Consider the following 25,523-nt stretch of genomic DNA (forward strand, 5'->3'; position numbering starts at 1 on the left):
CGCCCCGCACGCCGTCCGGCCTAGCGGGGCAGCTTCACCACGGTCACGAAGAAGTCGTCGATCTGCCGGACGACCTCGATGAACCGGTCGAAGTCCACCGGCTTGGTGACGTAGGCGTTGGCGTGCAGGTTGTAGCTGCGCAGGATGTCCTCCTCCGCCTCCGACGTGGTCAGCACCACCACCGGGATCGACCGCAGCGTCGCGTCCGCCTTGATGTCGGCCAGCACCTCGCGGCCGTCCATCTTCGGCAGGTTCAGGTCGAGCAGGATCAGCCCCGGCCGCGGCGCGTCCTCGTAGCGGCCCTCGCGGCGCAGGAACTCCAGCGCCTCGACGCCGTCGCGGACCACGTGCAGCTGGTTGCGGATCTTGTGGTGCTCGAACGCCTCCTGCGTCATCAGCGCGTCGCCCGGGTCGTCCTCCACCAGCAGGACGTCGATCACGTTCAGCGGGTTGCTCATTGCTCGTCGTCCTCTACTGCCGGCAGCGTGAACTTGAAGGTGGTCCCGGTGGCGCCCTCGCTGGTGTCCAGCCAGATCGTGCCACCGTGGTACTCCACGATCTTCCGGCACATCGCCAGTCCGATGCCGGTGCCGGGGTAGTCGTCCTTGTGGTGCAGGCGCTGGAAGATCACGAAGATCCGCTCAGCGTACTCGGCGTCGATGCCGATGCCCTGATCGCTCACCGTGAACGTCCAGAACTCGCCCGTCCGCTCCACGTCCACGCGCACGTGCGGTGGGTCGTCGCCGTGGAACTTCACCGCGTTGCTGATCAGGTTGCCGAACACCCCGCCGAGCAGCGACGCCTCGCCGCGCACCGTCGGCAGGTCGGCCACCTCGATCGTCGCCCCGGTCCGCTCGATGGCCTCGGAGTAGCTGTCCAGCACCTCGGACACCAGCTCGTCGCAGTCCACCAGGGTCTGCTCGCGGGCGAGCCTGCCGACCCGGGAGAACGCCAGCAGGTCGTTGATCAGCACCTGCATCCGCTTCGCGCCGTCCACCGCGAACCTCAGGTACTGCTCGCCGCGCTCGTCTAGCTCACCCGAGTAGCGCCGCTCCAGCAGCTGGCAGAAGCTCGCCACCTTGCGCAACGGCTCCTGGAGGTCGTGCGAGGCGACGTAGGCGAACTGCTCCAGCTCCGAGTTCGACCGCCGCAGCTCCTCCAGGTCGGACAGGATGCGCACCCGCATGGCCTCGACGTCCTGGCCGAGCATCACCGTCTCCTTGGGCCCGCCCGCCTCGACCGCGTGCGCGTAATCGCCCGACGACACCTGCCGCACGTCCGCCGCGAGCCCGCTCAACGGCGCGATCACGATCCGGTACAGCATCACCGCCACCCCGGCGATGATCAGCACCAGCAGCAGGCCCAGCCCGACGACCAGCCAGAACACCTGCGCGGCCACGTCGTTCACGTTCGCCCGGCCGGCGGCGGAGACCTCCTCGACCTTGGTCTTCAAGGCCACCATCGCCGCACTCGCGCGGTCGAACAACGTCTTGCCGCGCTCGGCGTCGGCCAGGGTGGTCTGGGGGATGCCCGACACGTACACCAGGTCGACCAGCGGGTCGGCGTAGCTCTGCCGCCAGTCGGTCGCCAGGCGCTCCACCTCCTCCAACTCGCGGGCCAGGTCGGGCCGCGCCACCGACAGCAGCGAGTGGGCGGACTCCACGGCGTCCAGCTCGGCCTGCTGGCCGTCGGTGTAGGGGGTGAGGAAGTTCCGGTTGGCGGTGAGCACGTACCCGCGCACACCGGTCTCCTGGTTGACCAGCGCGGTCTGCATCTCGAGCACTTCGCGGCTCGTCGGGTCGATCCGCTCCAGCAGCTCGGTGCGGGCGTCGGTCAGGTTGTCCAGCGCGACCAGGACGCTGCCGATGGCGCCCGCGCAGACCACGATCAGGATCGCCACGGCCGCGCCGAGGAGCTTGCTCGCGGGCCAGCGGGTGCGGTAGTCCGTCATGCGCGGTCCGAGATCAGCAGCACGGCCATGTCGTCGTCCAGCTCCCCGCCGTTGAGTTCCTTCACCCGGCTGATCAGGTCGTCCAGCAGTGCCGCCGGCGTTCGTGGCCAATCCGGTCGCTCCTCGGTGATCTCGCCGATCAGGTCGATCAGCCGTTCCGAGCCCAACCGCTCGCTGTCGCCGTGCACCCGGCCCTCGACCAGGCCGTCGGTGTAGAGCAGCATCGACCACCCCGGCGGCAGCGGCACGTCGAGGCCGCTCCACGTGCTGTCCGGCAGCACGCCGAGCGGCAACCCGGCCCGGTCGCGGGGCAGCTCCACCACGCGGTCGCCGACCAGCAGCATCGGCTCCGGGTGCCCGGCCAGGTAGACCCGCGCCCACCGGCGGTCCGGCGAGATCGTCACCATGCACGCCGTGGTGAACAGGCCGGGCTGGTGGCGTTCGTGCTCCAGGATCTCGTGCAACGTGCGCAGCACCCGGGACGGCTCCTGGTCGGCCAGCACCAGCGCCCGCCACGCGATGCGCAGGAACACGCCGATCGCGGCCTCGTCCGGGCCGTGCCCGCACACGTCGCCGATCAGCACCTGGAGCGTGCCGTCGGCGGTGCGCACCACGTCGTAGAAGTCGCCGCCGAGCAGCATCCGGCTGCCGCCGGGGCGGTAGCGGACCTGCCAGCCGATGTCGTCGCCGTGCATGATCGGCGACGGCAGCAGGCCGCGTTCCAGGCGGGTCTTCTCCGCCGCGAGCAGCTTCTCGTCGCGCAGCTGGCGCTGGGTCTCCTCGACCCGCTTGCGGCCGACCGCGTAGCGGATGCTCCGGGCCAGGGCCACGCCGTCCACCTGGCCCTTGACCAGGTAGTCCTCCGCGCCCTGGGCGACCGCCCTGGTGCCCTGGTGCTCGTCGTTGAGACCGGTGAGCACGATGATCGCCACCGGCGCCGGGTCGGCGAGCAACCTGGTCAGGCCGTCGAGGCCGGTCGTGTCCGGCAGGCCGAGGTCGAGCAGCACGCAGTCCGCCTTGGCCAGCAGGCCCTCGGCTTCCCGCAGCGTCCGCGCCCGGTGCAGGGCGACGTCCGCGTCCACCTCGTCCAACAGGGCCTCGACCAGCACGGCGTCGCCCTCGTCGTCTTCGACGAGGAGCACGTTGATCCGGTTCACCGCGGTCCGCGGTGCGGGGAGCCCTGCCACGGGGGAGGAGATTAGTCGAACTCGATCAGAGCCGGGCGAGGGCGGTGCGGTGGGGCGCGGTGACGGCCTCCGCGGCCATGGCCGAAGATCCTGGCGTGACGTTCTCCCAGATGGTGGCGCTGACGACCCGCTTGCCCCGACGGGGCCGCGGTTTCTGGTACTCCGTGGCGATCGACCTGCTGTGGCCGCTGGTGGTGCTGTTCGTGCGGATGAGGATGGCGGGCCGGACCAACATCCCGCGCGAGGGCGCGGTGCTGCTGGCGTCCAACCACCTGTCCTTCGCGGACCCGGTGACGCTGACCGCGTTCGCGCTGGCGTCCGGCCGGGTGCCCCGGTACCTGGCCAAGGCGAGCCTGTGGAAGGCGCCGGTGCTCGGGTGGGTGATGTCGTCGGGACGGCACATCCCGGTCGACCGCGACAGCGTGCGGGCCGGTCGGGCGCTGGACAGCGCGCGCACGTCGTTGGACGAGGGGCAGTGCGTGATCGTCTACCCCGAGGGGACCTTCACCAACGACCCCGACGGGTGGCCCATGCGCGGCAAGAACGGCGTCGCGCGGCTGGCGCTGACCTCCCGCACGCCGGTCGTGCCGGTGGCGCAGTGGGGCACCCGGGAGCTGCTGCCGCCGGGGAAGTTCGTGCCGCGGCCGTGGCGGAAGGTGTCGGTGGTGGCGGGCGCGGCGGTCGACCTGTCCGACCTGTACGGGCTGGAGCCGACCAAGGCCGTGCTGGACGAGGCGACCGCGCGGATCATGGACGCGGTGACCACGCTGCTCAGCGGGGTGCGCGAACTGCCCCGGCCCGCGACCGGCTGACGGTCAGGGGCTCTTCCCGGCCCTGCCCGAGCGCTCCCGCTCCCACCGCAGGTACTGGCCCGTGACGGTGGACACGCTGGTGAGCAGCCACACGGCCACGCCCGCGTCGTCGGTCACGCCGATCAGCGGCAGCAGCTCGGGCAGCAGGTCGACCGGGGAGACGAGGTAGAGCACGGCGAACGCCCACGTGGCCATCGTGCCGGTCGGCAGGCCGTAGGCCTTGCGCTCGCGCAGCAGCCGGGGCAGGGCCTTGGCCCGGTCGAGGACGTTGCCGACCGGGCGCGGCTCGCCGTTGCGCTCCCACCGGCGCCGCCTGCGCACGACCCACAGCACGCCGGCCGCCACGCCGAGCACGACCAGGGCGGAGCCGGCGACGACGGGGGGCAGGCCGACCAGCTCGTCGTCACGCCACAGCAGCGTGCTCAGCCCGAGCAGGGTGAAGACCACGCTGAGGAAGATCACACGGTCATGGTAGTGGCGGCGGGGGGTGCCCGCGGGCGGAGCGGGTGCGGATTCCGGGTGCGGCGTCACGGCGCAGGACCACGGCGCCGGGTCATGGCGCGGGGCCACGGCGTCGGATCACGGCGCAGGACCACGGCGCCGGGTCATGGCGCGGGGCCACGGCGTCGGATCACGGCGCGGGGCCACGGCGTCGGGTCACGGCGCGGAAACTTCCGGATCAACCCCGGGGTGGCGCGGTCGGTCCGGTCCATACGATGGCCCGGTGAGCGATTCTCCCCGGTTACCGCCGCGATCCGTCGTCGTGGTGCTGTTCGTCGTGGCCGCGTGCGCCGTCCTCGCGGCCGGCGGGTTGACCGCCGTGGTCCTCGCCGACGACCGGCCTCGTGAAGCCGTGCCGGTGGCGGCCGGGCGGCCCTCGCCCACCGCCCGCGCGGACACCACCCGACCCGTCGGGCCGCCGTTGTGCCTGATCGGCTCGTGGCGCACGGTGGAGGAGCAGGTGATGGTCAAGTTCTACAACAACGAGGACCTCCTCCCGATGGTCACCAGCGGGCGGGTGTTCGAGTTCCGGCCCGACGGCACCGGGACCGAGCGGATGACCGACGTGGTGTTCCAGGGCACGTTCAACGGCAACGAGCTGCGGCTCGTCGGCAACGGGGTCATCGAGTTCACCTGGACCGCGACGGACAGGGCCATCGCCTACGGCGCCCAGACCAAGGCGGAGTTCACCTGGGCCTACTACGACCAGCGCGGTCTGGTGGAGACCCAGACGATCCCCTCGGAACAGGCGCGGCACGAGGTGGACGACTACGCCTGCCAGGGCACGCAGCTCGTGGAGAGCAACTCCCGCGGCTACCGGTCGGTGTGGGCGCGGACCGCCGGGTTCGGGGTGTACGGCTGATGCGCGCGGTGTTCGCCGCGGCGGCGTTGCTGGCGCTCACGGCCGCCCCCGCCGCCGTTCCCGCGCCTGTCGCGGTCGCCGCGGTCGTTCCCGCTCCCGCCGCGGTCGCCGCTCAGCCGTCGAGCCCGGAGGAGCTGGCCGCGGCCATCGCCCGGCCGGCGATCGTGTTCATCACCGTGCAGTGGCACGGCTGGGTGCGCGACAAGCGCACCGGCGAGGTGTTCGGCGGCGCGAACGGCTACGTCGTGAAGGCGACGTGCAGCGGCGTGGTGATCCGGCCGGACGGGCACGTGGCCACCGCCGCCCACTGCGTCCACACCGGACCGCAGGGCGGCGCGGGCGCGTTGTTCGACGCGGCGATCGAGGACCTCGCGGCGGTGGGCCGGGTCGTGGACCGGGCCAGGGCCAAGGCGCAGCTGGCCGAGCACGCCGTCGCCGAGGGCGCGGACCCGGACCGCCCGGTCGACCGCGCGATCCAGGTCGAGCGGATGGAGGCCACCGGCGACGGCCCGATCAGGGACGTCGCGCCGGCCACCGTGGTCGACCTCGTCGCGCCGACCGAGGGCGACGTGGCGGTGCTGAAGGTGCCGCGCGAGAACCTGCCGTCGTTGGGGATCAGGACCGACCAGACGCCGGTCGGCACGCCCATCCTGGCCATCGGCTACCCCGGTTCGGCGGGCGCGGCGGTCGACCCGAGCCTGGAGCCGAGCAACAAGAACGGCCAGGTGTCGGCTCGTCGGACGCAGAACGACCGGCCGTTCTACGAGTTCAGCGCCGCCGCCACGCAGGGGATGAGCGGTGGGCCGGTGGTCGACATGGACGGCCGGATCGTCGGTCTGGTGAGCCAGGGCTCGCCGGGGGAGACGCAGTCGTTCAACTTCGCCGCCGCGTCGTCGACGTTGTCGGACGTGCTGGCGGGCAAGGACGTGAAGGCCGAGCCCGGCGCGCACGACCACGACTACCGGGCCGCGCTGGACCGCTACTTCGCGGACGACTTCGACGGCGCGGTGGAGGGTTTCGACGACGTGCTGGCCGCGTCGCCCGGACACCTCCAGGCGACCGAGTACCGGCGGCTCGCGGTCGACCGGGGCGGGTCGGCCGGCGGGAGCTCGTCGTGGCTGATCGGGTTCGCGGTGCTCTGCGGCGGTGTCGCGGTGGCCACGGCGACGGCGGGCACGGCCATCGCGCTGACCCGCCGGCGCCGGCTGTCGCCCGCCGTGCCGCCGCCGTCGTCGGCCTCGCCGCCGGTGGTGTCCGATGTGGACACCCCGCCGCTCGGGATCCCGGTGCGGTTCGCGCCCGTCGCCCAGCCGCCCGTCGCCCAGCCGCCCGTCGCCCACCCGGTGGTGGTCCCGCCGGCGATGGACGGCGAGGCGGAGACCGCCAAGGTGCGGCGGCGCGACGACGAGGGCGGGGGCCGGGACGAGGACGAGCCGACCACGCGTGGTTAGCCGTGCAGGTCGCGGTAGGTGGCGGCGGCTCCCGGGTGCAGTGGCAGGCCCGCGGTGCCGATCAGGCTGCGCACGTCCAGGAACTGGGTGCCCACCGTCTGCCGGGGCACCAGGGCGGCGGCGCGCGAGATCAACGTCCGGGTGACCGCGGCGGCTGCCCCGTCCGGCAGCGACGCCCGGCACACCAGCAGGTTCGCCACCCCGATCGTGGGCACCTCGCGGGCCGCGCCGTACACCCCGACCGGCACCGGCACCTGCTCGTACACCGAACCGTGCGCCGCCCGCAGCTCGGGCACCAGGTCGGCCAGCGGCAGCAGGCGGATGCCGGGCAGCCCGTCCAACGTCGGCGTCGGCACGCCGCCCGACCACAGCAGCGCGTCGACCCGCCCCGCCGCCAACGCCTCCGCCGCGTCGCCGAGCTTGCGGTGCTCCACCCGCACGGAGCCGCCCAGTCCGAGCGCGACGAGCATCCGCTCACCGGACAGCGACGCGCCGGAGCCCTCCGCGCCGAGCGACACGGTCCGCCCGGCCAGGTCGGCGGGCGTCCGCGCCGGGTCGCCCTCCCGCACGACCAGTTGCAGGTAGTTCTCGTACACCCGGCCGAGGGCGCGCAGCTCCAGCCCGGGATCGGCCACGAGCGCGGAGTCGGCCAGCGCGAGCGCGACCTGGGCCTCGCCCGACGCCAGCAGCGCGAGGTTCGCCAGGCTGCCCTCGGTCTCCAGCGCCCGGCCGCGCACGTCCACCAGCTGCTCCGCGAGCAGGGTGGCGAAGTCGAAGTACATGCCGCCGCGCTCACCGGCGGCGATGGCCAGCTCACCCGCCGGCGCGCCGGTCGCGCACCCGGCGGCCAGCAGCCCGAGCAGGAACACCCGCCGGTTCACAGCGCCGGCTCCAGCGGCAGCTCGACCCGGGCGGTGAACCCGTCCGCCGACGACAGGGCCAGCACGCCCTGCCGCGCCTTGACCAGCTGCTCCGCGATAGCCAGGCCGAGCCCCGTGCCCGGCTGCCCGGACCGCCCGCGCCAGAACCTCGACGTGGCCAAGGCCAGCTCCTCCCCGCTCAGGCCGGGACCGTCGTCGTGCACCTCCACCCAGCCGACACCGGCCGCGCGGTCCGCGCCGAGCGACACCCGCACCGCGCCGCCGTACTTGACCGCGTTGTCCAGCAGCACGTCCAGCACCTGCGCGAGGTCCGACTCCGGGCAGCGCACCAGCACCGCCAGCGCGGGCGTGGACGGCACCGGCACCTGCCAGAACCCGGCCCGGTCCACGGCCACCGCGCCGACGTCGGTCAGCTCCGGCTCACGCCCGCCCGCCGCGACCTCGGTGGCCGCGCTCTCCGCCGACGCCAGCGCCAGCAGCCCGTCCAGCAGCGACTCCAGCCGTTCGATCTCGGCCACCCCCGCCGTGTACGCGCGCACACCCTCCGGCTTGACCTGGCCGCTCAACGTGTCCATGCGCAGCCGCAACGCCGCCATCGGGTTGCGCAGCTGGTGCGAGGCGTCCGCGATCAGCCGTCGCTGCTGGTCGGCGGCCTCCGTGACGGTGTCGGACATCCGGTTGAACGACTCCGACAGCTCGCGCACCTCCGGCGGCCCGCTGCCGCTGGCCACGTGCGCGCGCCGTTCGCCCGCGGCCACCGCCCGGACGCCGGTCGCCAGCTCCGCCAGCGGCTTGAGCAGCCACCGGGTGACGGCCAGCACCAGCAGGACCGAGATGACGGCCGCCGCCAGCGCGCCGCCGAGGACCAGCAGCCACCGCCCGGTCACGTCCGCCGCCGCGCGGTCCACCGACGCGCGCAGCACCACCGCCCCGGCCACCCGGGTGCCCGTGCCCACCGGTCGGGCGAACACCACGTGCCCCGACGACCACGGCGCCAGCGTCGGCACCGACGACGCGGGCTGGTTGCGCAGCGCCGCGTCCAGCACCCGCGCCAGCGCGGGGTCGTCCGAGGTCAGACCGGCCTGGGCGACCGGCTGCCTGCGGGCGTCGACCACCACCACCGGGTCGCCGTACAGCTCGACGTACGCGGCGACCTCGTCCTCCAGCGCGGCCTCGTCGCCGGTGGTCTCGGCCTGCTGGGCGAGTGCGGCGAACCGGTCCAGGTCACCGGTGCGGGCCAGCACGAACCGCTGGGTGCGCTCGGTGGCCGTGGACGACAGCAGCGGCACGGCGAACGCGGCCACGGCGGCGGCCGAGAACAGCAGGAGCACCAGCAGCAGGCGGCGGCGCATTCACTCCCCCGTCCGGCCGTCGGCTCCGCCGGGGCCCAGCCGGTAGCCGAAACCGCGGATGGTGGTCAGCAGGCCGGGGCGTCCCAGCTTGGCCCGCAGCCCCGCCAGGTGCACGTCCAACGACCGGGACACGGCCAGGTAGGCGTCACCCCAGACCTCGTCCATGAGCTGCTGGCGGCTGACCGCCGTGCCCGCGCGGCCGGCCAGCGCGGCCAGCACGTCGAACTCCTTGGTGGTCAACAAGACCTCCCCGTCGCCGACGACCACCCGCCTGCCCTCCAGGTCGATCTCCACGTCGCCGATGCGGACCGTCCGGTCCTTCGGCCCGGTGAGCGCCGCGCTGCGCCGCGCGACCGCGTCCATCCGGGCGAGCAACTCTCCGAGGCGGACCGGTTTCACCAGGTAGTCGTCCGCGCCGAGCCGCAGACCACGCACTATCGACCGCTCGTCGCCCCGTGCTGTGAGAACCAGCACCGGCACCGGCGACACCTTGCGGATCTTGCGCAGCACCTCCAGCCCGTCCGTGTCGGGCAGCCCGAGGTCGAGCAGCAGCAGGTCGAAGTCGCGGTGCACCAGGAGGGCGTCCGAGCCGCGCGCCACCCGGCTCGGCCAGTGGTCGTTGGCCTCCAGCGCCTCGACCAAGGCGTCCGCGACCCCGTCGTCGTCCTCGACGAGCAGCACGCGCACCCGTCCACCCCCTTTGGTTGGGGCGATTATGGCCTTCAAGGTGTAAACAAGTGGCTGTGAGCATTGAGGAACACGTGCCTGCGTCCCTGCTGGACGAGGCCAGTGAGGCGCTGGAGGAGCTGGCAGGCGTGCTCGCCGACGGCCAGACCCTGAACGACGCCCTCCAGCAGCTGGCCGACTCCGCGGCACGCGTCATCCCGGACGCGGAGAACGTCTCCGTGACCGTCATCGACCAGGATGGCGCGTCCACCGCGGCCTGGACCGACGAGAAGGTCGTCGAGGTCGACCGGGACCAGTACGCGGCGGGCAACGGACCGTGCCTCGAGGCGGCCAGGACCCAGCGGCCGGTGCGGGCCACCGTGGTGGGCGGCCGGGAGAAGTGGCCCGAGTTCGCCGCCGCGGCCGAGCGGGCCGGCGTGCGGGCGTACCTGTCCGCGCCGATCTCGGTCGAGGACGACATACTCGGCTCACTGAACCTCTACAGCTCGGAAGACCGGGCGTTCGACCCGTTCGACGAGGCGTTGTTGCGGCTGTTCGTCACCGCCGCGTCCACCTCCATCACCGGGTTCCGCCGGTACGAGCGGTCCCGCCGGCTGGTCGAGCACCTCCAGCACGCGCTGGAGTCGCGTGCCGAGATCGACCAGGCCAAGGGCGTGCTCATGGCCGCGCACGGCGTCGACGCGGGGGAGGCGTTCGCCCGGTTGGTGACCGAGTCGCAGCAGAACAACACCAAGCTGCGCGAGGTCGCCCGCAACCTGCTCGCCTCGGTGCGGAGACCTTGATTGTCATGTCCCTGACAAAAGGCACAGTCGATTTTTGGTTTTAGCAACAGGCGTGAATTGAGCGGTTCCGGTACTCCTCGGTGCGGTTAGAGTGGTCGGGCAGAAAGTCGATTTCCCCCATTCCGGTCCGAGGAGAAGCATGCGCAAGAACCGTGTCGCCGCGGCGGGGTTCGCCGTCGTGGTCTCCGCCGCGCTCACCGCGTGCGCCGACGACCCGTCGTCGGCGATGAGGACGTTCGACACGCCGCAGGCGCTGGCCGAGGCGAACCGGGTGGCCGCCGAGGGCAAGGGGTCGGTCACCGTCGACCTGGACCTCGCGACCAACGGCAAGGGCAGCTGCGGGTTGCGCACCGACGACTTCGCCGCGTCGTGCCGGATCGCCATCGCGGACGCCGAGGAGGTCTCGTACGTGATGGTGCCGGACGGCATCTTCGTGCGGATACCGCGGGGCCAGGCGCCGCAGCCGGCCAAGCCCTGGCTCCGGATCGACCCGGACGACCCGACCAACGCGCTGGCGCGTGCCATGGCGGACGTCGCCGTGCGCATCCGCGACGCCGCCGACATCCGCAAGGCGCTGCCGGAGGGCGCGCGGATCGTGGAGAGGGCCGAGGAGCCGGTGTCCGGCAGGCAGACCATCCGCTACACCGCGCACGTGGTGGTGGACGGGCGGACGTCGGTGCTCAAGCTGTGGGTGGACGACCAGGACCTGCCGGTGAAGACGGAGGCGAGCACGCCGGTCGAGGGCGGTGAGCCGGTGCTGGTGGTCGCGAACTACCGCGACTGGGGCAAGCCGGTCGACGTCACGCCGCCCACGCCGGACCAGCTCGCCGAACTGCCCGCGATGCCCGGCTGACACCGCGCGATCGGCCCCCTCCGGGTCTGCCGGAGCGGGCCGATCGCGGTGGCGGGCAAGGACGTGTCAGGTGCGCCGGCGGGTCCGGCGGAGGTGGAGGAGCAGGCCGGCGCCCACGGCCAGGAGCGCGCCGCCGAGGACCAGCGGGCCCGTGATCGAGGAGCCGGTGTCGGCTAGCCCCCTGTTGTCCGGGTGCGCCACCGGGACCACGGCTTGCGACGTGGTTGTCGTGCTGCTGCTGGTGGTGGCCGACGTCGTGGTGCTGGTGGCCGCGCTCGTGGTGCTGGACGTCGGAGCTGTTGTGGTGGTGGACCTCGTGGTGGTGCTGGTGGTGGTCGGTTGAGTGGTGGTCGTGCTCGTCGTCGTGGTGGTGGTCGGCCGAGTGGTCGTCGTCGTGGTTGTGGTGGTTGTGGTGGTAGTCGTCGGACTCGTCGTGGTCGTCGTGGTGGGATCGGTAGTGGTGCTCGTGGGCGACGTAGTGGTCGTGGTGGTGGGTTCCGTTGTCGTGGTGGTGGGGTCGGTGGTGGTGGTCGTCGGCTCCGTGGTGGTGGTGCTGGTGGTCGTTGTCGTGGGTTCGGTCGTCGTGGTGGTGCCCTCGGGCCGCACCGTGAACTCGTGCAGGCGAGTCGACTGGCCCGGCTTGAGCGTGCACGGCGAGGTGAACGTGCCCAACCCCGTCTCCGAACCGTCGGCGGTGCGCGGGGTCAGGGTGGTCACGAAGTCGCCGACGTCGATGGTCGTGGCGCCCGCGAAGGGGAAGCTCAACGACGGCGTGGTGCCCGTGGCGACCGTGTCGAACTCGCCGGACTCCGGGACCGCGGTCTCGGCCACGGTGAGGTCGGGCAGGATGTCGAGCACCAGCCCCGCGTTGTCGATCACGGTCTGCGCCGTCGCGGTGCCTTCGACGGTCACCGCGCCGACGAGGTGCAGGCCCTGCGTGGCCAGCTCCGGCGCGGTGGCGGTGGCGGTCACGCGGGCCTCCGGGACGGGTTCGCCGACCACCGCGGTGTCCGGGAGGTCCTCGACCACGATCTCGACGCTCATGTCCTGCGCGCCGATCAACGGGAACGGGCAGTTGTAGACCAGGGTCAGTCGTGCCGTCGCCGCGCTGCCGACGCCCGCGCCCCACAGGGCCGATCCGCCGACCACCACCGCGGTGACACCCAGCGCGGCCACCCGGTGCCGCAATCTCATGTCAGGTCCTCTCCTGGCGGGAACGTCGGGGCGGGCCGGCGACGTCGCCGGCCCGCCCGCGGTCGGATCACTGCCCGGTGCCGTCGACGACGGTCAGGCCGCCGACACGGTGAAGGTGTGGAGCAGGGTGTTCTGGCCCGCCTTGAGCGTGCAGGCGGAGGTGAACGTGCCGAGGCCGGTCAGGCTGCCGTCGGCCCGGCGCGGCGTCAACGTGGTGCTGAAGGCGCCGACGTTGACCGTGGTGGCGCCGGCCCTGGCGAAGGTGACCGGCGCCGTGCCGCCCGTGGCGATGGTGTTGAACGAGCCGGACGCCGGGATGTTCGTCTTGGCCACCACGAGGTTGGCCACGACCTCCTGCACCGCGCCCGCGTTGTCCACCGCGGTCTTCGAGACGGCGGTGCCTTCCACGGTCGTCGCGCCGACCAGCCTGAGCCCCAGGGTCGCGCTCGCCGGCACGGTGGCGATGGCGGTCACCCTCGTCGCCGGGACCGGTCGGCCGACCACCGCGGAGTCGGCCAGGTCGGCCACGGTGATGCGGACCGACATCTCCTGCGTGCCGATCAACGGGAACGGGCAGCTGTACGCCAGGGTCAGGCTCTTGGTGGCGGCCACGCCGGTGCCCGCGCCGGCGAACGTGACCGATCCGACGACGGCGGCGGCGACCGCGAGTGCGCCGAGGACCGTCCGGCCAGTGAGTTTCAGCATGTGCGTCTCCTCGTCGAGAGCAGTGCGGAAAACAGGGTTTTCGATGTGCGGCGGAAGGCTACTCGTCAGTAAAGTAGCTTTGTCGTCCAGGTTGGGCAAGTATCTGTTTCACGTTTTCCGGCAGGTGTGGGGGGTGCGACAAAAGCGCCGGAAAGAGTTGTCACCCGCGTGACAAATCATTGATCGGCGCTTGTGCGGACCGGGTTCGGGAAAGTATTTTCGCGGAATGAGCGGAGCGGTGCGGTGAGGATCGCGGCGGTGCTGGCCGCGGTCGCCGCGCTGCTGGGCGCGGCGCTGACCCCGACGTGGGTGGTGCGCCACGCCGAGGTGCGCGCGCCGGTGCCGACGGCGGGCATCGAGGTCGTCTACCGGGTCGAGGGGGTGAGCCGGATCCACAAGCTCCAGTCCGACCTCGCCATCGGCCCCGGCCTCCTCGAAGCCGAGATCGACCTCGTCAGCGGCACCATCACGGGCGAGCTGTCACTGCCGCCGAGCCTCGGCTACTTCATCGCGTTCGGCTTCGTGCCCACCACCGCGCGCACCGACCTGATCCCGGTCGCCGAGGTCACCGGGACGATCCAGGACGGTGACGTCAGGGCGAACACCAGGCTCGTCGTCAAGCTCGCCGACGTCGCCGTCGCCGAGCAGCCGTTGGACGTCGGCGGGACGTGCCAGACCGTCGAACCCGCGTCGATCGACCTGGCGGGGCCGTTCGAGCTGGCGGAGATGCGGATGACGGGCGTCTACGCGATCCCGCCCTTCGCCGGCTGCCAGGGCCGTGAGCGGCTGGACCCGCTGCTGACCGGCCTGGTCTCCGGGCCGGGCAACGCGCTCGACCTCACGCTGACCTTGCTCCCGGGGGTCCCGTGAACCCCCGCGGGCCCGCTGGCCCGAGCCGGCGCGGCTGCCCGGCCGCGCCGCCCAGCAGCCGCAGCGCCCGCAGCGCGATGCCCATGTCGAACAACGCGTCCGGGTCGTGCAGCTTCGCCCCGAACAGCTCCTCCAGCTGCCGCAACCGGTAGCGGACCGTCTGCGGGTGCACGGCGAGGCTCGACGCGACCTCCGGCGCGCTGCCGCGCGTCTCCACCCACGCGGTCATCGTCTCCCGCATCCGCTGCTGCTGCTTCGGCGTGAGCCCCTCCAGCGGCGCCAACGTCCGCTTCACCAGCTCGCGCACCAGCTCCTCGTCACCGAGCAGCAGCAAGGTCGACAGGTGCTCGGTGGTGTCCACCATCGGCCGGTCCGCGATCACACCCGACTGGATCAGCGTGATGGTGCGGCGCGCCCAGCGCAGCGACTGCCGCGCCGACGTCAGCGGCACGACGGGGCCGACGGCCGCGCGCCACCCGCCGAGCTTCTGCTCCAACGCGACCAGCTGCCGTTCCGGGTCGGTGAGCAGCAGGCACGGCTCGCTGCCCTCCAGGTCCATCAGGATGTCCTCGTGCAGCACCGGTATCGGCAGCTGGTGCTGGTCGGTGCGCCGTTCCAGCGCCACCACCAGCACCTTCTCCGGCAACGGCCAGTGCGCGGCCTCGGCCAGCTCGGCGAGCGCGTTCGGGTGGTAGCCCGGCTCGCCCAGGAGCAGCTCCAGCAGTCGCTTGCGCCGTCGCTGCACCGCGCCCGCGTGCCGGGCCTGCGCCTCGGCGTAGCCCTCCATCGACCGCAGCGACAGCTCGTCGATGTAGGCGAAGATCGCCTCGGCGATCAGGCACATGGTGGCCAGCGGCACCCGTTCGGTCTGCCCGAACTCGGAGATCCGCCGCCACGCCACCCGCGCGCCGATCCGGTACGCGGTCTGCAGCAGGTCGAGGCTGCGGCCCGCGCTGACCTCCAGCTTGCCCAGCAGGCGGAACAGCTTGGCCCGGTCCTCCCGCTGCGCGGTGGGGTCGACCATCCGGTCGATGAACTGGTGGATCGCCTGTTCCACCCCCTCGACCACCACTTGGCCGAACATCCCCTCCAACTTCTGTGAATACTCGGCGATCTGGTTCTGGATTTCCCGGACCATGTCCACGGCCACGTCCCCGGCCCTGGCGCGGAACTTCGGCGCGAGATCGGCGGGCAGTTGCTCCCACAGGTCCGCGTGCCCGATGAGCGGTAACTCGGAGGCTCGGCGTTCTCCGGTTCTGTTCATGCTGATCGCCCACCACCAAACGGTCGGGTGTGATTCCTAACACTGTATTTTTGATCAAGAAAAGTTGTCAACCACGGCGCACTCGGGTGGCGGAGTCGCCAGTGTTGTCGTACGCCGCGTGACGGCGACCGGGCTGCCCGCCGCCACGATCGGAGCAGTCGCCGGACCGGTCCCGGCCACGGGGCAGGCGGTCCGGCCTTCGGGATGTCGCGTCGGCCGGCCGGTCTCCGGCGGACCCGGTGTCGCACGGCGAGCACCACGTGCGCACCACCCCCGACTCTCGGCAACGGCCATCATTGGTAGCCGCAACGCGGGCCGCCGCGCCAGGGCGCGATCGGGTTTGTGCACGCGGGTGAGTGTTCCTCACACGGTTTTTGTCACGTGCTTGACAAGGATTCCAGGTTGCTTGTGCGGTGCGTCATCCGTTAGTAACGTACTCACCGGTAACGTCATTTCGGTTTATTCGCGCCGCACTTTCGGAGAATACCTGTGGCATTGCGCCGTCGCCTGCTGGGGCTGCTGTTCGCCGCCCTTCTCGTCGCGCTGTGCGGCTTGTCCGTCGCGGCGTACCAGAAGGTGTTCACGCCCCGGGTGACCGTGCTGCTGCGCACCGACCACGTCGGCAACCAGCTCCAGACCGAGTCGGACGTGAAGCTGCTCGGCGTGCTGGTCGGCGAGGTGCGGGCGATCCGCTCGCGCGGCGACGGCGCCGAGCTGGAGCTCGGCCTGAGCCCGGACCAGGTCGACCGCATCCCGGCCAACGTGTCCGCCCGGCTGCTGCCGAAGACGTTGTTCGGCGAGAGGTTCGTCAGCCTGGAGCTCCCCGACGACCCGGCCGGCGCGCTCGACGACGGCGCCGTGATCGAGCAGGACCGCACGTCCGGCGCGGTCGAGCTGGAACGGGTGCTCGCCGACCTGCTGCCCACGTTGCAGGCCGTGCGGCCGGACAAGCTCTCCTCCGCGCTGACGTCGATGGCGCGGGCGCTGGACGGGCGCGGCGCGACGCTGGGGCAGGCGATCGTCCAGCTCGACGCCTACCTGCGCGAGCTGAACCCGCAGCTGCCCGCGCTCAAGGAGGACATCAGCAGGTTCGCCGACGTCACCGGCGTGTACGCGGACGCGGGACCGGACCTGGTGCGGGCGTTGACCGACGCCACCGCGCTCAGCCGCACGCTCGCCGAGCAACGGGCCGACCTCGACGCCGTGTACTCCAGCCTCACCACCGCGTCCGCCGACCTGACCGGGTTCCTCCGCGCCAACGGCGAAACGGTGGTGGCGCTCGCGGACCGGTCGCGGCCGACGGTGGAGTTGGTCGCCACCTACTCGCCCGAGTTCGGCTGCGTGCTGAGCGCGGTCAACGCCATCCGGCCGCGGATGGACGAGGTGCTCGGCAAGGGCACGGACCAGCCGGGCGTGCACGTGGAGTTCACCGTCGTGCCGCCGGCCGAGGCGTACGTGCCCGGCCGGGACGACCCGGTGCACCGGGGCGGCGGCCCGCACTGCCCGTCGGGCCCGGCCACCGCCGTCGCGCCGGACCGGGTGCCCGACTGGGCGGGTCTGCTGATGGGGGTCGAGTGAGGGGGACCGATGAGGGGCGTCACCGCGCCGCTGGCCAAGTTCCTGGTGTTCGTCCTGGTCACGGTCGCCGCCACCGGGTTCCTCGCGGCGACCGTCGCGGGCAGCCGGGTCGGCTCGACGGCCGGCTACCAGGCCCGGTTCACCGACGTCACGGCGTTGGCCGAGGGCGACGACGTGCGCATGTCCGGGGTGAAGGTGGGCCAGGTCGAGTCGCTGGAGCTGGTCGACGACGAGCTGGTGGACGTCGGGTTCTCGGTCGCCGACGGCCGGTCGCTGTCCGCCGACGTCACCGCCACCATCAAGTACCGCAACCTGGTCGGCCAGCGGTACCTCGCGCTGGAGCAGCCCGCCGGGCGGCTGGGGGAGAAGCTGCCGCCCGGCGGCCTCATCCCGGTCGAGCGGACCACCCCGGCGCTGGACCTGACCACCTTGTTCAACGGGTTCAAGCCGCTGTTCCAGGCGCTGAACCCGGAGGACGTCAACAAGCTGTCGCACGAGATCGTCCAGGTGTTGCAGGGCGAGGGCGGCACGGTGGAGAGCCTGCTCGCGCACACCGCGTCGCTCACCACCACGTTGGCGGCGAAGGACGACGTCATCGGCAAGGTCGTGGCGAACCTGAACGCCGTGCTGGAGACCGTGAACTCGCGGGACGACCGGTTCGGCGAGCTGCTGACCTCGATGCGGCGGCTCGTGTCCGGGTTCGCCGCCGACCGGGAGCCGATCGGCAACGCGATCACCGGCTTGGCCGCGTTGAGCGACAGCACGGCGTCGTTGCTGGAGCAGGGACGCCAACCGCTCAAGGACGACATCGCCGCGCTCGGCCTGCTTGCGGGCAACCTCGGCGACGCGCCCGAGCTGGAGCCGTTCATCCGGAACCTGCCGGTGAAGTTCGAGGCGATCGGCCGCACCGCGTCCTACGGCTCCTGGCTCAACTTCTACCTGTGCTTCGCCTCCTCGCAGGCGCCGCCCGCGCCCGGCGGACCGCCGGTCGGCATCCCCGTCACCGAATCGAGGTGCCACCGATGACCTCCAGCAGGTTGGAACGCGGACCGGTGCTGCTGGGAGCCGTCGGCCTCCTGGTCATCGCGCTCACCGCCCTGCTCACCTTCTTCCTGGAGGACCTGCCGTTCTTCGGCGGCGGCGCCGAGCACACCGCCGAGTTCACCGAGGCGGCCGGCCTGCGCGTGGACGACGAGGTCCGCGTCTCGGGCATGAAGGTCGGCGCGGTGACCGACGTCGGGCTGCACGAGGGCCGGGTGCGGGTGGCGTTCCGGGTCTCCGGCGTCGAGCTGGGCGACCGCAGCCGGGCCGAGATCCGGATCAAGACCCTGCTCGGGCAGAAGTACCTGGCGTTGGACTCCGAGGGCCGCGACCCGCTCACCGACACCATCCCGGTCGAGCGCACGACCTCCCCGTACGACGTGGTCGAGGCGTTCAACGAGCTGTCGACCACGGTCGGCGGGATCGACACCGACCGGCTGGCGCAGAGCTTCCAGGTACTCTCGGAGACCTTCCGCGACTCCCCCGAGCACGTGAAGCAGGCGTTGGAAGGGCTGTCGGCGCTGTCGAAGACCATCTCCTCGCGCGACGAGCAGCTGGCGTCGCTGATCAAGGGTGCGCACCAGGTCAGCGGGGCGTTGGCGGAGCGCAACACCGACTTCGCCGCCCTCATCGCCGACGGCAACCTGCTGCTGGAGGAGATCGGACGCCGCCGTGACGCGATCGCGGCGCTGCTCGACGGGACGCGGGCGCTGTCCCGGCAGCTCTCCGGCCTCGTCGCGGACAACGGCGAGCAGCTGCGGCCCGCGCTGGAGCAGCTGGAACGCGTCACCGACGTGCTGCGGGACAACCAGGACGCGCTGGACCGCGGCCTCGCGCTGGCCGGGCCGTACTACCGGGTGCTGAACAACGCCCTCGGCAACGGCCAGTGGGTGGACACCTACCTGTGCGGGCTCGTGGTCGAGCCCGGCGCGCGGCGCGACTGCCCGACGGGAGGCCGCTGATGTTCGTCCGGACGAGGGGCCGTCGTCGGCTGGTGGTGGCGTTGGCGCAGGGGTTCGCGCTGGTGCTCGTGGCGACGGCGGTGGTGTGGTGGGTCTTCCTGCGGCCTTCGCCCACCCGTGTCGCCGCCTACTTCACCGCGGCCGTCGGCGTGTACGAGGGCTCGGACGTGCGGGTGCTCGGGGTGAAGGTCGGCCGGGTGGTCGGCGTGCTGCCCGAAGGCGGTTCGGTCCGGGTGGACCTGGAGCTGGACCACGACGTGGAGGTGCCCGCGGACGCCCGTGCCGTGGTCGTGTCGCCGAACATCGTGGCCGACCGGTACGTGCAGCTCACACCCGTCTACACCGGGGGCGACCGGATCGCGCCCGGGGCGGTGATCACCAGCGCGCGCACGGCGGGCACGGTCGAGCTGGACGAGCTGTACTCCAGCCTGGACGCGTTGCTGACCGCGCTCGGCCCGAACGGGGCCAACCGCGAGGGCGCGTTGTCCGACCTGCTGAGCACGGGCGCGGCGAACCTGGACGGGACCGGCGCGGCGTTGGGCGAGTCGATCCGGCAGCTCGCGGACGTGGCGAAGACGTTGGCCGGGTCGAAGGACGACCTGTTCGGCACCGTGGACGACCTCCAGTCGTTCACGTCGATGCTCGCGGCGAACGACGAGCAGGTGGGGCGCTTGGCCGACCAGCTGGCCGACGTGTCCGGGTTCTTCGCCGAGGAACGGGACGACCTGGGCGCGGCGTTGGGCGAGCTGGCCACGGCGCTGGAGCAGGTGCGCGGTTTCGTGCACGACAACCGCGACCGGGTGAAGTCCACTGTGGAGGACCTGGCCGTGCTGACGGGAACCCTGGTGCGGCAGCAGGAGTCGTTGACCGAGGTGCTGGAGGTCGCGCCGGTCGCCTTGCACAACGTGGTGAACGCCTACGACCCGGCGACCGGGACGCTGAACGCGCGGGCCAACCTGACCGAGTTCGTGACCGACTTGCTGAGCGTGCCCGGCCAGGCGGGTGCGCGGTGAGGCGGCTCGCGGCGGTGGGGGTCGTCCTGGTGCTGACGGGGTGTTCGGCGATGCCGAGCGCGTACGACCTGCCGCTGCCCGGCGGCGCGGACCTCGGCGACCGGCCGTACCGGGTGACCGTCGAGTTCGACGACGTGCTCGACCTCGTGCCGCACGCCGGCGTGAAGGTGGACGACGTGGCGGTGGGCGAGGTCGAGGACATCGGGTTGTCCGAGGACGGCTCCACGGCGTTGGTCCGGGTCGCGGTGCGCGGTGACGTGCTGCTGCCGTCGAACGCGCTGGCCCGGCTGCGGCAGTCGAGCCTGCTGGGGGAGAAGTACGTGGAGCTGGCCGTGCCGACCGGGCGGTCGGGGTCGCCGCTGGCGGACGGCGCGGTGATCCCGGTGACGCGGACCAACCGCAACCCCGAGGTGGAAGAGGTGTTCGGCGCGTTGTCGATGCTGCTCAACGGCGGCGGCATCGCGCAGATCCGGGACATCTCGCGCGAGCTGAGCGCCGCGTTGTCCGGCAACGAGGCCGCGGTGCGGTCGCTATTGTCCACTGTGGACTCATTCGTGGGCGCGCTGGACTCGCACAAGGACGAGATCACGCGCGCGCTCGACGGGATGAACGAGCTCGCGTCGTCCTTGGCAGCGCGCAAGGGGGACATCGGCGAGGTGCTGGACGGGCTGGAGCCGGGTCTGCGGGTGTTGCACGACCAGCGCGGGCAGCTGGTCGGGCTGCTGAACGCGTTGCGCGAGCTGTCCGACGTGGCGGTCGACACGGTGAACCGCAGCCGGGAGGACCTGGTGGCCGATCTGCGGGCGCTGGAGCCGACGTTGCGGCGGCTCGCCGAGTCCGGGCAGAACCTGCCGCAGTCGCTGGAAATGTTGCTGACGTTCCCGTTCACCGACGCGGTGCTGGACGGCATCAAGGGCGACTACCTCAACACCTACCTGACCCTGGAACCTGGAGCGCGTTGATGATCACCCGGCGGATCAGGTTCCAGGTCGCGCTGTTCGCGGTCATCGCGCTGCTCGGCGTCACGTACGTGAGCGCGAAGTACGTGGGGCTCGTGGTGGTGGACGACGGGTACGTGGTCCGGCTGGAGCTGGCCCGGACCGGAGGTCTGTTCACCGGTGGCGAGGTGACGTACCGGGGCGTGCCGGTGGGGCGGGTCGGGCCGATCCGACTGGGCGACGGTCAGGTCGAGGTCGAGTTGCGCATCGCGGCGGGCACGCCGCCCATCCCGGTGGACCTGGACGCCGTGGTCGCGAACCGCTCGGCGGTGGGGGAGCAGTACGTCGACCTCCGGCCGCGCGGCGACAGCGGGCCCTACCTGGGCGACGGTTCGGTGATCGCGCGGTCGCGGACCAGGCTGCCGCTGCCGGTGGAGCAGGTGCTGACCAGCCTGGACGACCTGGCGCGTTCGGTGCCGGTCGAGTCGCTGCGGACCGTGGTCGACGAGCTCGACCAGGCGTTGCGGGGCACCGGACCGGACCTCCAGGTGCTGCTGGACGCGACCACCGAGTTCATCGGGACCGCGAGCGCGCACCTGCCGCAGACCACGCGGTTGCTGAACGACTCCGCCGCCGTGCTGCGGACGCAGCTGGACCACTCGGCGGCGATCAACTCCTTCGCCGACAGCGCGCTGCTGGTGGCGTCACGGCTGCGCGAGTCGGACGGCGACCTGCGGCGGCTGATCGGGGCCGTGCCGGGCGCGTCGGCCGAGGTGAGCGCCCTGCTGCGGGAGTCGGGGCCCAACCTCGGCATCGTGCTGGCCAACCTCCTGAGCACGGCGGACGTGCTCGTCACCCGGCAGGCCGCGGTGGAGGAGGTCCTGGTGACGATGCCGGACGCGGTCTCGGTGGGCGCTTCGACCGTCGCGTCCGGCCAGGCGCGGTTCGGGCTGGCCCTGACGTTCTTCGAACCACCGCCGTGCGAGGCGGGCTACGAGTCCACCCCGCGCAAGAGCGGCCTCGACACCTCCGCCGGCCCGTTCAACACGGCCGCCGCCTGCACCCTCCCGCGCGGCTCCGCCACCGGCGTCCGCGGCTCCCAGAACGTCCCGCGCTAGTCGGGGACGTCGACCAGGTCGGGCGGGTCCTCGGCGAGGGCGGTCACGAACTCGTCCGGGACCCGCAACCCGGACCCGCGCGTGGCGGAGAGGGTAGGCATCAACGCCGGCCTGACACCCCGCGCGACGACGCCGCGACCCTGCAACATGCGGGTGATGCGGTCGACCGGACCGGTGAAGCCCTGCACGCTCTGCTCGTTGATGGTCGAGATCATGTAGATCGCCGTGTTGGGGATGAACCCGCCCAGACGCGCCGCCTCACGGATGACGTCTGCCTGGGGCCGCTCCTCGAAGTCGAGGTGGCGCAGCAACTCGGCCACGCCGTGGGGTGTCCAGGCCGCTTCCTCCTGGCTCTCGCTCACCCGCGCGACATCGCTCACCGATTCACTGCGCACCTCGACGTCGAGCGTGGCCGCCCGCCGGATGAGGTCGACGGGCCGCATCAGGTAGAGCCGCTGGTCGGACCTGGCGGCGAACTCCTCCACCAGCTCGACGCGCGGACCGAGGAACTCCGACCGGTAGCGCCACCACCAGTCCTCCTTCTCGTCACCGGTCACGAAGAGCAGGTCGGCGCCGCGGCGCACCGCCTCCTCGACCGCCTGCGCCCAGACCAGGTAGTCGCCGGCCGCGCCCTCGGGCAGGCTGGAATCGTCCTTGCCCGCGTCGAGGTAGCCGGGCGGCTCCTTGGCGGCGGCCCGGCGCTTGCCCTCCTTGACCAGCTCGTCCCACTGCTTCGGCTCGGGCTTCGCGCCCACCTTGCCGCGCAGGAGCGCTTCCAACTCCTCCAGCACGGGTTCTCGACCGGGTGCCCCCGGTGAGTCGGGCGACGGCGGGGTGTGCGACCCGATGGCGGCCACCAGCTCCCGGTGCAGCTCGGCGACCTTGCGCACGAGGTCGTCGCGAACCGCGTCGGCGAGGGCCGTGGTCTTCGCCCACTGGTGCAGCGCGTCGTCAGCGGCCCGCTGCTGCTTGGCCAGCGCCGTGAGCACCTGGTCGGTCGACGCCGCGCGGCCGGCCAGGACCGTCAGCCGGTTGCGCCAGAACTCGCGCATCACCTGGTGCGGTATCCACAGCCGGTCGCCCACCCCGCGCAGCAGGCCGAGCAGGTCGTCGCGGGTGGACTCGTTGTACCGGTAGAGGTTGAGCAGCACGTTGGCGTCGACCACGACCAGCGCGGAGCGGAGGGCCTCGGCCAACTCCTCCTCGGACGGACGGCGGTAGCCCGGGAAGGCGTCGTAGATCCCTGAGTTGCCGTCCGGCTGCTCGACCATGTCCGGTAGATCGTCCTGGTGACGGCCGGCGTTTCAGGCGGGGGAGACGTAGCGCCAGGAACCGTCCTCGCGGACGAAGCGGCTGTTCTCGTGCAGCACGTCGCGCTGTCCCCGCCAGCGGTAGTGGGCGCGGAACTCGACCGTGCCCGTCGTCTGGAACGGGGTGCCGCCGGTGTGCGAGAGGATTTCCAGGTGGGTCCAGCGCTGGTCCGGGTCGAGGTCCAGCGAGGCCGGGCGGGTGTCGGGGTGCCAGGTGGCCAGCAGGTAGTCCTCGTCGCCCAACGCGAACGCGCTGTAGCGGGAGCGCATGAGTGCCTCCGCGGTGGGCGCCTTGCGCCGCCCTTGGTGCAACGGCCCGCAGCACTCGTCGTACGGCTCACCCCGGCCGCACGGGCAGCGGTCGCTCATTCCGGCCGGTCGCACGCGGTGCGGCCGGAGCGGTCGTAGCGCACCCACGCCAGCGCGTTCTCCGCTTCACGGTCACCGGCCGCCGCCTCCGCCGACAGCGAGGCGTGCACCTGGTACCGCAGGTCGGCGGGCACGGCGGGGTTGGTGAGCAGGTTCGCGCGGATCGCGGGGCTCGGGTCGTCGGCGAGCGCCGCCAACGCCTCGGCGGGCGCGGACGGGTCGGTCGACAGCGCCTCGCGCACCGCCGCGGACATCGGTTCGGTCACGTGCACGAGGATATAAGGAGAGCGGCTCCCCTCCCGTTGACTGCCAGTCGGGGAGGGGAGCCGCTTCGGGGGCTGGGGCTACGGCGTCAGCCGCACGCCGCACCGTTCAAGGTGGGAGAAGTGAACGGTGGGGTACCGCCGCTGAAGCTCGCGTTGTAACCGATGGTCGCGGTACCACCGGTCGCGAGTCCGCCGTTCCAGGCCGCGTTGCCGACGCGGACGATGTCGCCGCCGTCGGTCCACGTCCCGTTCCAGCCCTGGGAAACGGTCACGCCGGGCGCGGAGAACGTCAGGGTCCAGCCGGTGAGGGCCGGGCCCCGGTTCTCGATGACGATTTCGCCGGTGTAACCGCCCGACCACTGGCTCACCACGCGGTGCGTCACCCTGCATCCGTCCCCTGGAGGCGGAGTGGTGGTCGTGGTGGAAGTGGTCGTGGAAGTAGTAGTGGTGGTTGTCGTCGTGGTCGTAGACGTCGTGGTGCTCGTGGACGTCGTCGTGCTGGTCGGGCCCGCCGCGATCGCCATGTCGTACGCCCGCTGCGGCACGAACTGCCCCGCGCCCGCGATGCAGCCGTCGGCCTCACCGGGGAGCTTGATCCACAGGAACGCGTCGATCTGCGGGTCGCCCGTGGCGGTGGTGCTGGCCGTGCCGATCGCCCGGCCCGCCGGGTCGCACCACGTGTCACCCAGCGGCCCGTTGCCGTTGCGGCTGGTGTCGATGACCGCCTTGAACCGCGAGTCGCCCAGGTTGTTGAGCACGGCCTTGGCGAACGACACCTCGTCACGGGTGTACCGGTAGTTCGACACGTTCGTGGCGATGCCGTCGGCGCTGTTGGCGATGTCCGCCCCCCGCAGCCGCTGCCCCGCCTCGGCCGGCGTGAGCCACGCCGAGTGGCCGATGTCGAAGTACACCTTCGTCTGCGCGGAACCGCTCTTGAGCTTCTTGCCCGCGTAGGCCATCGACGCCATCGTCTCGGCCTGCTGGGAGGAGCTCTGGCAGTTGGTCATGATCGGCAGCACGTCGGGTTCCAGGACGATGGACGCCGGACGGCCCGCGACACCCGCGGCCACCTGGTCGATCCACGCCCGGTAAGCCGAGTGCGAGGGCGCGCCGCCGCCGCTCGCGCCCCCGCAGTCTCGGTTCGGCACGTTGTAGACGACCAGGATCGGGATCTTCCCGGCCGCCGCCGCCGCGCCGACGTATGCGTCGACCTGCCCCCTGACCTCGGAGGTGTTGGTCGTGGTGTACCACCGCGCCTGCGGTGTGCTGACGATCCGGTCGCGGATCACCGCGGTCCGGGAGTCGTTCGGGTTCTGCGCGACCCACCTCGCCGCCGAGGTGTTCGGGTCGACGTAGAACGCCGAGTCGGCCGCTTGCGCGGTCGTCGCGCCGCCGCCGAGGACCAGGGCCACGGCACTGGCGACCAAGGCGCCGGAGAGCGCGCCCGCCGCGGCCAACCTCGCCCGGTGGCGTGGTCGGCGGACGTCGGTGCCGGATTCGTGGGCGTTGAGTGCTCGCATCGGAAGGTCCTCGCAGCGTCGGTGCTGAACGGGGGCTGACTTCGGCTGGGAGCGCT

The 25,523-nt window shown here is 72.1% G+C and carries 26 protein-coding genes; 12 read left to right on the top strand and 14 right to left on the bottom strand.

Features of this window, described 5'->3' with window-relative positions:
- Positions 1-20: 20 nt before the first annotated feature.
- The 3 genes from ACQPYE_RS14230 to ACQPYE_RS14240 are packed head-to-tail and all read right to left on the bottom strand — an operon-like array spanning position 21 to position 3,138.
- Positions 21-458, bottom strand: a complete 438-nt coding sequence (locus tag ACQPYE_RS14230; RefSeq protein ID WP_498721636.1) for a response regulator — start codon at positions 456-458, stop codon at positions 21-23.
- On the bottom strand, positions 455-1,951 hold the full coding sequence (locus ACQPYE_RS14235; RefSeq protein WP_498721638.1) for a sensor histidine kinase: 1,497 nt from the start codon (positions 1,949-1,951) through the stop codon (positions 455-457). The genes ACQPYE_RS14230 and ACQPYE_RS14235 overlap by 4 nt, the downstream gene beginning before the upstream one ends.
- Positions 1,948-3,138: a PP2C family protein-serine/threonine phosphatase gene (locus ACQPYE_RS14240; protein ID WP_498721640.1), complete on the bottom strand. Its 1,191-nt coding sequence runs from the start codon at positions 3,136-3,138 to the stop codon at positions 1,948-1,950. The genes ACQPYE_RS14235 and ACQPYE_RS14240 overlap by 4 nt, the downstream gene beginning before the upstream one ends.
- Before the next feature lie 110 nt (positions 3,139-3,248).
- On the opposite strand from ACQPYE_RS14240, the gene ACQPYE_RS14245 reads away from it, so the two are divergent.
- Positions 3,249-3,950 (top strand): lysophospholipid acyltransferase family protein, encoded by a 702-nt coding sequence (locus ACQPYE_RS14245; protein ID WP_498722910.1) that lies wholly within the window; start codon positions 3,249-3,251, stop codon positions 3,948-3,950.
- 3 nt (positions 3,951-3,953) lie between these two features.
- On the opposite strand, the gene ACQPYE_RS14250 is transcribed toward ACQPYE_RS14245, so the two are convergent.
- Positions 3,954-4,412 (bottom strand): YkvA family protein, encoded by a 459-nt coding sequence (locus ACQPYE_RS14250; RefSeq protein WP_498721641.1) that lies wholly within the window; start codon positions 4,410-4,412, stop codon positions 3,954-3,956.
- 262 nt (positions 4,413-4,674) lie between these two features.
- Here ACQPYE_RS14250 and ACQPYE_RS14255 point away from each other — a divergent pair, with 262 nt between their 5' ends.
- The gene (locus ACQPYE_RS14255; protein ID WP_498721642.1) at positions 4,675-5,313 is read left to right on the top strand and encodes a hypothetical protein; all 639 of its coding nucleotides are present in this window, start codon (positions 4,675-4,677) and stop codon (positions 5,311-5,313) included.
- Positions 5,313-6,764: a trypsin-like peptidase domain-containing protein gene (locus ACQPYE_RS14260; RefSeq protein ID WP_498721643.1), complete on the top strand. Its 1,452-nt coding sequence runs from the start codon at positions 5,313-5,315 to the stop codon at positions 6,762-6,764. The genes ACQPYE_RS14255 and ACQPYE_RS14260 overlap by 1 nt, the downstream gene beginning before the upstream one ends.
- Here the strand turns inward: ACQPYE_RS14260 and ACQPYE_RS14265 are convergent.
- The 3 genes from ACQPYE_RS14265 to ACQPYE_RS14275 are packed head-to-tail and all read right to left on the bottom strand — an operon-like array spanning position 6,761 to position 9,684.
- A complete protein-coding gene (locus tag ACQPYE_RS14265; protein ID WP_498721644.1) occupies positions 6,761-7,645 on the bottom strand; it encodes a TAXI family TRAP transporter solute-binding subunit in 885 nt (294 codons plus the stop codon). The genes ACQPYE_RS14260 and ACQPYE_RS14265 overlap by 4 nt on opposite strands.
- Positions 7,642-8,997 (bottom strand): sensor histidine kinase, encoded by a 1,356-nt coding sequence (locus tag ACQPYE_RS14270; RefSeq protein WP_498721646.1) that lies wholly within the window; start codon positions 8,995-8,997, stop codon positions 7,642-7,644. Before ACQPYE_RS14270 ends, ACQPYE_RS14265 begins: the two co-directional genes overlap by 4 nt.
- Positions 8,998-9,684, bottom strand: coding sequence for a response regulator transcription factor (locus ACQPYE_RS14275; protein WP_498721647.1), 687 nt, complete (start codon positions 9,682-9,684; stop codon positions 8,998-9,000).
- Positions 9,685-9,740: 56 nt separating this feature from the next.
- Between ACQPYE_RS14275 and ACQPYE_RS14280 the strand changes: the two genes are divergently transcribed.
- Positions 9,741-10,466, top strand: coding sequence for an ANTAR domain-containing response regulator (locus ACQPYE_RS14280; protein WP_498721648.1), 726 nt, complete (start codon positions 9,741-9,743; stop codon positions 10,464-10,466).
- A gap of 139 nt (positions 10,467-10,605) precedes the next feature.
- Positions 10,606-11,319, top strand: a complete 714-nt coding sequence (locus ACQPYE_RS14285; protein WP_498721649.1) for a hypothetical protein — start codon at positions 10,606-10,608, stop codon at positions 11,317-11,319.
- Between the two features lie 66 nt (positions 11,320-11,385).
- Here ACQPYE_RS14285 and ACQPYE_RS14290 read toward each other — a convergent pair whose 3' ends face one another.
- Together ACQPYE_RS14290 and ACQPYE_RS14295 are read right to left on the bottom strand one after the other, a co-directional pair.
- Positions 11,386-12,513 (bottom strand): DUF6801 domain-containing protein, encoded by a 1,128-nt coding sequence (locus ACQPYE_RS14290; RefSeq protein WP_498721650.1) that lies wholly within the window; start codon positions 12,511-12,513, stop codon positions 11,386-11,388.
- 93 nt (positions 12,514-12,606) lie between these two features.
- Positions 12,607-13,218, bottom strand: a complete 612-nt coding sequence (locus ACQPYE_RS14295; RefSeq protein ID WP_498721652.1) for a DUF6801 domain-containing protein — start codon at positions 13,216-13,218, stop codon at positions 12,607-12,609.
- 243 nt (positions 13,219-13,461) lie between these two features.
- Between ACQPYE_RS14295 and ACQPYE_RS14300 the strand changes: the two genes are divergently transcribed.
- Complete coding sequence (locus ACQPYE_RS14300) at positions 13,462-14,088, top strand: hypothetical protein (protein WP_498721653.1); 627 nt, start codon at positions 13,462-13,464, stop codon at positions 14,086-14,088.
- On the opposite strand, the gene ACQPYE_RS14305 is transcribed toward ACQPYE_RS14300, so the two are convergent.
- Positions 14,057-15,352: a PucR-like N-terminal domain-containing protein gene (locus ACQPYE_RS14305; RefSeq protein WP_498721654.1), complete on the bottom strand. Its 1,296-nt coding sequence runs from the start codon at positions 15,350-15,352 to the stop codon at positions 14,057-14,059. The two genes, ACQPYE_RS14300 and ACQPYE_RS14305, sit on opposite strands and share 32 nt — an antisense overlap.
- Positions 15,353-15,841: 489 nt before the next feature.
- Between ACQPYE_RS14305 and ACQPYE_RS14310 the strand changes: the two genes are divergently transcribed.
- From ACQPYE_RS14310 to ACQPYE_RS14335, 6 genes are read left to right on the top strand one after another with little or no spacing between them, the layout of a single operon-like run.
- Entirely contained in the window at positions 15,842-16,930 is a 1,089-nt protein-coding gene (locus ACQPYE_RS14310) for an MCE family protein (RefSeq protein WP_498721656.1), read from the top strand.
- A gap of 9 nt (positions 16,931-16,939) precedes the next feature.
- Positions 16,940-17,956, top strand: a complete 1,017-nt coding sequence (locus ACQPYE_RS14315; RefSeq protein WP_498721657.1) for an MCE family protein — start codon at positions 16,940-16,942, stop codon at positions 17,954-17,956.
- The gene (locus ACQPYE_RS14320; protein WP_498721659.1) at positions 17,953-18,933 is read left to right on the top strand and encodes an MCE family protein; all 981 of its coding nucleotides are present in this window, start codon (positions 17,953-17,955) and stop codon (positions 18,931-18,933) included. Before ACQPYE_RS14315 ends, ACQPYE_RS14320 begins: the two co-directional genes overlap by 4 nt.
- Positions 18,933-19,946, top strand: a complete 1,014-nt coding sequence (locus ACQPYE_RS14325) for an MCE family protein (protein ID WP_498721660.1) — start codon at positions 18,933-18,935, stop codon at positions 19,944-19,946. Before ACQPYE_RS14320 ends, ACQPYE_RS14325 begins: the two co-directional genes overlap by 1 nt.
- On the top strand, positions 19,943-20,908 hold the full coding sequence (locus ACQPYE_RS14330) for an MCE family protein (RefSeq protein ID WP_498721661.1): 966 nt from the start codon (positions 19,943-19,945) through the stop codon (positions 20,906-20,908). The genes ACQPYE_RS14325 and ACQPYE_RS14330 overlap by 4 nt, the downstream gene beginning before the upstream one ends.
- Complete coding sequence (locus ACQPYE_RS14335; RefSeq protein ID WP_498721662.1) at positions 20,908-22,002, top strand: MCE family protein; 1,095 nt, start codon at positions 20,908-20,910, stop codon at positions 22,000-22,002. Before ACQPYE_RS14330 ends, ACQPYE_RS14335 begins: the two co-directional genes overlap by 1 nt.
- On the opposite strand, the gene ACQPYE_RS14340 is transcribed toward ACQPYE_RS14335, so the two are convergent.
- From ACQPYE_RS14340 to ACQPYE_RS14355, 4 genes are all read right to left on the bottom strand, one after another.
- On the bottom strand, positions 21,999-23,273 hold the full coding sequence (locus ACQPYE_RS14340) for a PIN-like domain-containing protein (protein ID WP_498721663.1): 1,275 nt from the start codon (positions 23,271-23,273) through the stop codon (positions 21,999-22,001). The two genes, ACQPYE_RS14335 and ACQPYE_RS14340, sit on opposite strands and share 4 nt — an antisense overlap.
- 33 nt (positions 23,274-23,306) lie before the next feature.
- Positions 23,307-23,681, bottom strand: coding sequence for a YchJ family protein (locus tag ACQPYE_RS14345; RefSeq protein ID WP_498721664.1), 375 nt, complete (start codon positions 23,679-23,681; stop codon positions 23,307-23,309).
- Positions 23,678-23,947, bottom strand: a complete 270-nt coding sequence (locus tag ACQPYE_RS14350; protein WP_498721665.1) for a hypothetical protein — start codon at positions 23,945-23,947, stop codon at positions 23,678-23,680. The genes ACQPYE_RS14345 and ACQPYE_RS14350 overlap by 4 nt, the downstream gene beginning before the upstream one ends.
- 86 nt (positions 23,948-24,033) lie before the next feature.
- Entirely contained in the window at positions 24,034-25,467 is a 1,434-nt protein-coding gene (locus ACQPYE_RS14355) for a glycoside hydrolase family 6 protein (RefSeq protein WP_498721666.1), read from the bottom strand.
- Positions 25,468-25,523 lie beyond the last annotated feature (56 nt).

It is taken from the genome of Actinosynnema sp. CA-299493 (assembly GCF_050946825.1).
GTDB lineage: Bacteria > Actinomycetota > Actinomycetes > Mycobacteriales > Pseudonocardiaceae > Actinosynnema.